Raw genomic sequence first — 7,779 nt, forward strand, 5'->3', positions numbered from 1 at the left:
TGCGTGTATGCAGGAGAGTGCTTTTCTGGCATTTCCGTCGCACTCGATGCTTAGCAAGCGATAAACACATTGTAAGGATAACTTATGAACAAGACTCAACTGATTGATGTAATTGCAGACAAAGCAGAACTGTCTAAAACACAGGCTAAAGCTGCTCTGGAATCCACTCTGGCTGCTATTACTGAGTCTCTGAAAGAAGGCGATGCTGTACAACTGGTTGGTTTCGGTACCTTCAAAGTGAACCACCGTGCTGAGCGCACTGGCCGCAACCCGCAGACCGGTAAAGAAATCAAAATCGCCGCAGCTAACGTACCGGCATTTGTTTCTGGTAAAGCACTGAAAGACGCGGTTAAGTAATTCGCGTGGCAGTGAACAGTTTTAACGAAGGGGCGGTTTCGCCCCTTTTGTCCATCTGGCGTCATTCGCTTTGGCTTTCAGGTGTTCTGTTACTGTCAGCCTGCGGTAGCCATTCTGAGCTTCCTCCGTTCACGGCCAGCGGCTATGTTGGCGATCAGGGGGCGGTACGCATTTGGCGTAAAGACTCCGGTGACGATGTTCACTTGCTCTCGGTATTTAGTCCGTGGCGTAAAGGCGAAACCACTACCAGTGAATACCGCTGGCAGGGTGATTCGCTCTCTCTGATAGAACTCAACGTTTACAGTAAACCGGCTGAACATGTCCGTATACGCTTCGATGACCGGGGCGAACTGAGCTTCATGCAGCGTGAAGTCGACGGGCAAAAGCAGCAGCTTTCCAGCGATCAAATCGCGCTTTACCGCTATCGTGCCGATCAAATTCGCCAGACCAGCGATGCGCTGCGTCAGGGACGGGTGATATTGCGTCAGGGACGTTGGCATGCGGATAACACGGTCACAACCTGTGAAGGTGAAACGCTGAAGCCAGACCTGGAGTCGTGGGCGATAAACCATATCGAGCGCCGCCAGAGACATTCATCCGTAGAGGTGAGTGTGGCATGGCTGGAAGCGCCCGAAGGGTCGCAGCTACTGCTGGTCGCCAATGAAGATTTTTGTCACTGGCAGCCTACAGCCAAAACTTTCTGAAAACCTGAATACAGGAAATCAGCAGGCCTGATCCGTATAGTGTCATCAGGCATTAAGTCTTTTACCAGTGGCCCATTCCCATATGACCGCCGCCGCGATGGTTACCGCCACCGCCGCATCCGCCGTAGCCTATTCCCGCTCCACGTGGCACGCCAGCCTGCGCCATTGCGACATCACGTTTAACGCGCTGCTCGTCCAGAGACTGATTCAACGCTTCCATCTCTTTTGCAACGGCGTTAATTTTTGCCGTGTCCGGCGAGCTGGCCGTTAATAGAGCATTGTACTCATAACGTTTGGATGTCAGCTGTTGGCGCAACGCGCTGGTCTGGGAATAATAATCATCATAGATTTTCTGTGCGGCAGCCTGCTGATCAGCGGTCATTGGCGTACCGCCCCGTTGCTGCATTCCATCACCATATCCCCAGTGATTCTGTGCCAGTACCGGGGTGGAGCCTAGTGCGATAAGAGAAAGTGCAATCAGTGCCAGTTTGTTGTTCCGTTTCATCGTTCGTTCTCCTGTTGGTTAGCTTACATTCCCTTTTGCATCTTCCGTGCCAAAGCGGCAATCCGAGTCCTGCGGGCGTTGTACCCGCCGTCTTTGCAGGGAAACGAGTAAAAATGACTCGCCAGAACGCGCCAGCGAGTCATTTTTACCCGTTACTTTCAGCTGTTTGTGTCTGAGGGCAGGGTTATCAGGGGGAAAAAATGGCATGATTTCTGCTGTATACCTGCAACGATGAAAGGAACAAGCGGGGTGAAGGGAGAGCGTATGCGTCTTTATAAGGATACGGTGGCAAAGTGGTTGAGCCGACTCTTGCTGGCGGCAATCCTGATTTTGGTCGGCTGGTTTTCGATTATGACCATTCGGGACTATGGGCGGGAAAGTGGCGCCGCACGACAAACGCTACTGGAAAAAGGCAGTGTGCTCATTCGCGCTCTGGAGTCTGGTACGCGCGTAGGCATGGGGATGCGCATGCATCATGCACAACAGCAGACGCTACTGGAGGAAATGGCTGTACAGCCTGGCGTGCTATGGTTTGCTGTCGTCGATGAGCATGGTGTCATTATTACCCACAGCAATTCCGCGATGGTCGGCAAAACGCTCTATTCATCGGATGTCCTGCGACAGCTTAGTCCTGGGGAGCAAGAAAGCTGGCGGAATATTGAAATTCCAGCGAGGGATGGTGAAAAAACGCCAGCACTGGAAATTTATCGCCAGTTTCAGCCGATGTATGGTCCAGGACGCCACGGCATGGCGCGCTGTGCCAGCAATGACGGGCAGCTTATCTCCCCAGCACAAACCATATTTATCGCCTTTGATGCCAGCGATCTGACAGCGACTCAGGCAAGGGAGTGGCGTAACACACTGATAGTCCTCTCTGCGCTGGCGGCTGTGTTGCTGGCCACCGTGCTGACGTTCTTCTGGTATCAGCGCTATCAGCGCTCGTACAAAGAACTCCAGGATGCGATGAAGCGTAAAGAAAAACTGTTAGCGCTCGGTCATCTTGCGGCTGGGGTGGCGCATGAAATTCGTAACCCGCTTTCATCGATCAAAGGGTTAGCGAAGTATTTTGCCGAGCGAACCCCGGCAGGAGGCGAGTCGCACGAGCTGGCACAGGTGATGGCGAAAGAGGCGGATCGTTTAAATCGGGTGGTGAGTGAGTTGCTGGAGCTGGTGAAACCTGCGCATCTGACGCTGCAAAAGGTGGATCTCAATGAGGTTATCACCCACTCATTACACCTGGTGAGTCAGGATGCGGCAAGCCGGGAAATCCAGCTCCGCTTTTCGGCCAATTCTACGCTGCCCGCTATCCAGGCCGATCCTGACCGACTGACTCAGGTTTTGTTGAATCTGTATCTGAACGCCATTCATGCGATTGGTCGTCAGGGCACGATCACGGTTGAAGCGAATGAAAGCAGCGGCGATCGCGTTAAAATTGTGGTTACCGATACTGGGAAGGGGATTGCGGCGGAACAGCTGGAGGCCATTTTTACGCCTTACTTTACGACCAAAGCCGACGGAACCGGTCTCGGGCTGGCGGTAGTGCAGAACATTATCGAACAGCACGGTGGCACCATTCAGGTGGCAAGCGTTGAGGGCAAAGGCGCGACCTTTACCCTTTGGCTGCCGACCAAAGCGAAACAACAGGATTAACAAGGATGACGCGCGGAAAAATCAATATTCTGGTGGTAGATGACGATATCAGCCACTGCACCATTTTACAGGCGCTGCTGCGCGGCTGGGGTTATGAGGTCGCGCTGGCCTATAGCGGGCGAGCGGCGCTGGAACAGGTGCGCGAACGCGTATTTGATTTAGTGCTGTGTGATGTACGCATGGCGGAGATGGACGGCATCGCAACGCTGAAAGAGATTAAAGCGCTGAATCCGGCGATTCCAGTCTTGATCATGACGGCGTTCTCCAGCGTGGAGACTGCCGTTGAAGCGCTTAAAACCGGGGCGCTGGACTACTTAATCAAGCCGCTGGATTTTGACCGTCTGCAGGAGACGCTGGAAAAGGCGCTGGCGCATACGCGGGAAACGGGCGCTGAACTGCCATCGGCGTCGGCTGCGCAGTTTGGCATGATTGGCAGCAGTCCGGCGATGCAGCAGTTGCTCAACGAAATTGCGATGGTTGCTCCTTCGGATGCGACGGTGCTTATTCACGGAGACTCCGGTACGGGGAAAGAGCTGGTGGCCCGGGCGCTACATGCCAGCAGCGCCCGTCGCGATAAACCGCTGGTGACGCTCAACTGCGCGGCGCTTAATGAATCGCTGCTGGAGTCCGAACTTTTTGGTCACGAGAAAGGGGCGTTTACCGGGGCGGATAAACGGCGGGAAGGTCGCTTTGTGGAAGCCGATGGCGGCACGTTATTTCTTGATGAAATCGGTGATATTTCACCGCTGATGCAGGTACGTCTGCTGCGGGCTATCCAGGAGCGAGAAGTGCAGCGTGTTGGTAGCAATCAGACTATTGCGGTTGATGTCCGGCTGATCGCCGCCACGCATCGTAATCTGGCCGAGGAAGTCAGTGCCGGGCGCTTTCGTCAGGATCTCTACTATCGCCTGAACGTCGTCACCGTTGAAATGCCAGCGCTGTGCCAGCGCCGGGAAGATATTCCGCTGTTAGCCGAACATTTTCTCCAGCGTTTTGCCGCGCGTAACCGTAAAGCGGTGAAAGGATTTACTCCGCAGGCGATGGATCTGCTGATCCACTACGACTGGCCGGGCAATATTCGTGAGCTGGAAAATGCGATTGAGCGCTCGGTGGTGCTGCTGACGGGAGAATATATTTCCGAACGCGAGCTGCCGATGGCGATTGCCGCGACGCCGATAAAAACGGAATTCAGTGGCGAGATCCAACCGCTGGTGGATGTCGAAAAAGAGGTGATTCTGGCGGCGCTGGAAAAAACGGGCGGCAATAAAACGGAAGCCGCCCGTCAGTTAGGCATTACGCGTAAAACGCTGCTGGCGAAAATTTCGCGTTAGCGTTGCTCGCGTTCAATGGCGCGCCAGCCGATGTCGTTACGGCTGAAGCTGCCATCCCAGCGGATGTCGGTCATCAGGGCGTAAGCGCGTTTCTGCGCTTCAGCCACGGTATGACCCAGGGCGGTGGCGCACAGCACGCGACCACCGCTGGTCAACACACGATCGTCTTCGGCGAGTTTAGTGCCTGCATGGAACACTTTTCCGTCTTCTACTTCTTCCAGCGGCAGACCGTGGATTTCATCTCCGGTGTTGTAGTTGCCCGGATAACCTCCGGCAGCAATGACGACACCCAGCGAGGCGCGTTCGTCCCACTCGGAGGTTTTCTCATCCAGCTTGCCGTCGCAGGCGGCCAGGCAAAGCTCCACCAGGTCCGATTTCATGCGTAGCATGATCGGCTGGGTTTCCGGATCGCCGAAGCGGCAGTTGAACTCGATAACCTTCGGATTGCCCTGTTTGTCGATCATCAGACCCGCGTACAGGAAACCGGTGTAGGTATTCCCTTCCGCCGCCATACCTTTTACGGTTGGCCAAATAATGCGTTCCATGGTGCGCTGATGCACTTCATCAGTTACCACCGGCGCTGGTGAGTAAGCACCCATACCGCCGGTGTTCGGGCCAGTGTCGCCGTTGCCTACGCGTTTGTGGTCCTGGCTGGTGGCCATCGGCAGCACATGCTCGCCGTCGACCATTACGATAAAGCTCGCTTCTTCGCCGTCGAGGAACTCTTCGATAACGATACGGTGGCCCGCATCGCCAAAAGCGTTACCTGCCAGCATGTCATGAACGGCGGCTTCTGCTTCCTCCAGCGTCATCGCCACGATAACGCCTTTACCGGCGGCCAGGCCGTCAGCTTTGATGACGATCGGCGCGCCTTTCTCACGCAGATAGGCCAACGCTGGCTCAATCTCAGTGAAGTTCTGATATTCCGCCGTCGGGATCTGGTGACGGGCGAGGAAATCTTTGGTGAAGGCTTTGGAGCCTTCCAGCTGTGCAGCGCCTTCGGTTGGCCCGAAGATCTTCAGGCCAGCGGCGCGGAACGCATCGACCACGCCAATCACCAGCGGCGCTTCCGGGCCGACGATGGTCAGGTCAATTTTCTCGTTCTGGGCAAAGCTCAGCAGAGCTGGAATATCGGTGACGCCGATAGCCACGTTCTGCAGTGCTGGTTCCAGTGCGGTGCCCGCGTTACCTGGTGCAACAAAAACGGTATCAACCAGCGGGGACTGTGCGGCTTTCCAGGCCAGGGCGTGCTCGCGCCCGCCGTTGCCAATCACTAATACTTTCATCGTCTGCTCCGTGGATTAATGGCGGAAGTGGCGCATGTCGGTAAAGATCATCGCGATACCGTGTTCATCGGCAGCGGCAATGACTTCGTCATCACGGATAGAACCACCTGGCTGGATAACGCAGCTCACGCCAACGGCGGCGGCAGCATCAATACCATCGCGGAACGGGAAGAAGGCGTCAGAGGCCATGGCGGAGCCTTTCACTTCCAGACCTTCGTCAGCCGCTTTAATCCCGGCGATCTTTGCGGAGTACACGCGGCTCATCTGGCCTGCGCCTATGCCGATAGTCATGTTCTCTTTGGCATAAACAATGGCGTTGGATTTCACGAACTTGGCGACTTTCCAGCAGAACAGTGCATCGCGCAGCTCTTGCTCGGTCGGCTGACGTTTGGACACCACGCGCAGTTCGCCTTCGCTCACCATCCCCAGATCCCTGTCCTGAACCAGCAAACCGCCGTTAACGCGTTTGAAGTCCAGGCCCGGTACACGTTGTGCCCACTGACCGCAGGTCAGAACGCGAACGTTCTGTTTGGCGGCGGTGATTTTCAGTGCGTCTTCGGTTGCGGACGGGGCGATGATCACTTCCACGAACTGACGGGAGATAATTGCCTGCGCGGTTTCGGCATCCAGTTCGCGGTTGAAAGCGATGATGCCGCCGAACGCGGAGGTCGGGTCGGTTTTATAGGCGCGGTCGTAAGCGTCGAGAATAGAGGTACTTACCGCCACGCCGCACGGGTTAGCGTGCTTAACGATCACACAGGCTGGCTCGCTGAACTCTTTCACGCACTCCAGCGCCGCGTCGGTATCTGCGATGTTGTTGTAGGAAAGCGCTTTGCCCTGTACCTGCTGCGCGGTGGCAACGGACGCTTCTTTAACATTCTCTTCTATATAGAAGGCAGCCTGCTGGTGGCTGTTCTCGCCGTAGCGCATATCCTGCTTCTTAATGAAGTTCAGGTTCAGCGTACGCGGGAAACGACCGGCGGCCTCTTTGCTCTCACCGTGGTAAGCCGGAACCATGCTGCCGAAGTAGTTGGCAATCATGCTGTCGTAGGCGGCGGTGTGTTCGAAGGCTTTAATCGCGAGGTCAAAGCTGGTTTCCAGAGTCAGGGAGCCTTCGTTGGCATCCATCTCTTTAATAATGGCGTCGTAGTCGCTGCTCTTCACAACGATCGCTACGTCTTTATGGTTCTTGGCAGCGGAACGCACCATGGTCGGGCCGCCGATATCAATGTTCTCTACCGCATCTTCCAGCGAGCAGCCTTCACGGGCGACGGTCTCGGCGAATGGATACAGGTTTACAACCACCATATCGATAGGGGCGATACCGTGCTGTTCCATAATTCCGTCATCCTGACCGCGACGACCAAGAATGCCGCCGTGGACTTTCGGATGCAGGGTCTTCACGCGTCCATCCATCATTTCCGGGAAGCCGGTGTAATCGGAAACTTCGGTCACTGGCAGACCTTTCTCCGCTAACAGGCGCGCAGTGCCACCTGTAGACAGCAGCTCCACACCACGTGCGGAAAGTGCCTGAGCGAATTCGATGATACCGGCCTTGTCAGAAACACTGAGCAGAGCGCGGCGGACTGGACGACGTTGTTGCATGGTAAATCCCCTGGATTTGACTATTACAGAGAGCGTTAGGTGAATTCTTGGCTAAAAACTCAGCTAACGCCCCTTACGGGGCATCCTTGTTTTGCGGGGGCATTGTAACGAAAACGTTTGCGCAACGCTCGCGAATTTTTAAATTTCGATTTTGACCTCTTCTTTTTCTGTTGAAGGAGGCTGATATAACGAGTGGATCGTAGAAACGATCGTGTGGTTTGTGGATAACTCTGTGTGTAAATGGGTATAAGGCGGGGTTTCGCTGTGGAATGCAGCAGTCAGTCATTTTTCTGTCATTTAAGGGTTGCGGGCCGCAGGAAACTCCCTATAATGCGCCTCCA

At 55.2% G+C, this 7,779-nt stretch carries 8 protein-coding genes; 4 read left to right on the forward strand and 4 right to left on the reverse strand.

Translation table 11 applies throughout. From position 1 onward, the window contains the following. Positions 1-84 precede the first annotated feature (84 nt). Together hupA and OGX90_RS01805 are read left to right on the forward strand one after the other, a co-directional pair. Positions 85-357, forward strand: a complete 273-nt coding sequence (gene hupA / locus OGX90_RS01800; protein ID WP_001044509.1) for a nucleoid-associated protein HU-alpha — start codon at positions 85-87, stop codon at positions 355-357. Between the two features lie 11 nt (positions 358-368). Then, positions 369-1,061 (forward strand): DUF1481 domain-containing protein, encoded by a 693-nt coding sequence (locus OGX90_RS01805; protein ID WP_048216366.1) that lies wholly within the window; start codon positions 369-371, stop codon positions 1,059-1,061. Positions 1,062-1,122: 61 nt separating this feature from the next. Here OGX90_RS01805 and zraP read toward each other — a convergent pair whose 3' ends face one another. Next, positions 1,123-1,566: a zinc resistance sensor/chaperone ZraP gene (gene zraP / locus OGX90_RS01810; protein WP_286623036.1), complete on the reverse strand. Its 444-nt coding sequence runs from the start codon at positions 1,564-1,566 to the stop codon at positions 1,123-1,125. Positions 1,567-1,584: 18 nt separating this feature from the next. Further along, positions 1,585-1,773, reverse strand: coding sequence for a hypothetical protein (locus tag OGX90_RS01815; protein WP_048227508.1), 189 nt, complete (start codon positions 1,771-1,773; stop codon positions 1,585-1,587). A 57-nt stretch (positions 1,774-1,830) separates the two neighbouring features. On the opposite strand from OGX90_RS01815, the gene zraS reads away from it, so the two are divergent. Together zraS and zraR are read left to right on the forward strand one after the other, a co-directional pair. Then, positions 1,831-3,216 (forward strand): two-component system sensor histidine kinase ZraS, encoded by a 1,386-nt coding sequence (zraS, locus tag OGX90_RS01820; RefSeq protein WP_286623038.1) that lies wholly within the window; start codon positions 1,831-1,833, stop codon positions 3,214-3,216. Positions 3,217-3,221: 5 nt separating this feature from the next. Further along, positions 3,222-4,547 carry a sigma-54-dependent response regulator transcription factor ZraR gene (gene zraR / locus OGX90_RS01825; RefSeq protein WP_048237134.1) on the forward strand — a complete coding sequence of 442 codons (1,326 nt, stop codon included), beginning with the start codon at positions 3,222-3,224 and terminating at the stop codon, positions 4,545-4,547. On the opposite strand, the gene purD is transcribed toward zraR, so the two are convergent. Together purD and purH are read right to left on the reverse strand one after the other, a co-directional pair. After that, a complete protein-coding gene (gene purD, locus OGX90_RS01830) occupies positions 4,544-5,833 on the reverse strand; it encodes a phosphoribosylamine--glycine ligase (RefSeq protein WP_048227505.1) in 1,290 nt (429 codons plus the stop codon). The two genes, zraR and purD, sit on opposite strands and share 4 nt — an antisense overlap. Before the next feature lie 15 nt (positions 5,834-5,848). Continuing rightward, a complete protein-coding gene (gene purH / locus OGX90_RS01835; protein WP_234692994.1) occupies positions 5,849-7,438 on the reverse strand; it encodes a bifunctional phosphoribosylaminoimidazolecarboxamide formyltransferase/IMP cyclohydrolase in 1,590 nt (529 codons plus the stop codon). Positions 7,439-7,779 lie beyond the last annotated feature (341 nt).

It is taken from the genome of Citrobacter sp. Cpo012, assembly GCF_030333015.1.
Taxonomy (GTDB): Bacteria; Pseudomonadota; Gammaproteobacteria; order Enterobacterales; family Enterobacteriaceae; genus Citrobacter; species Citrobacter portucalensis.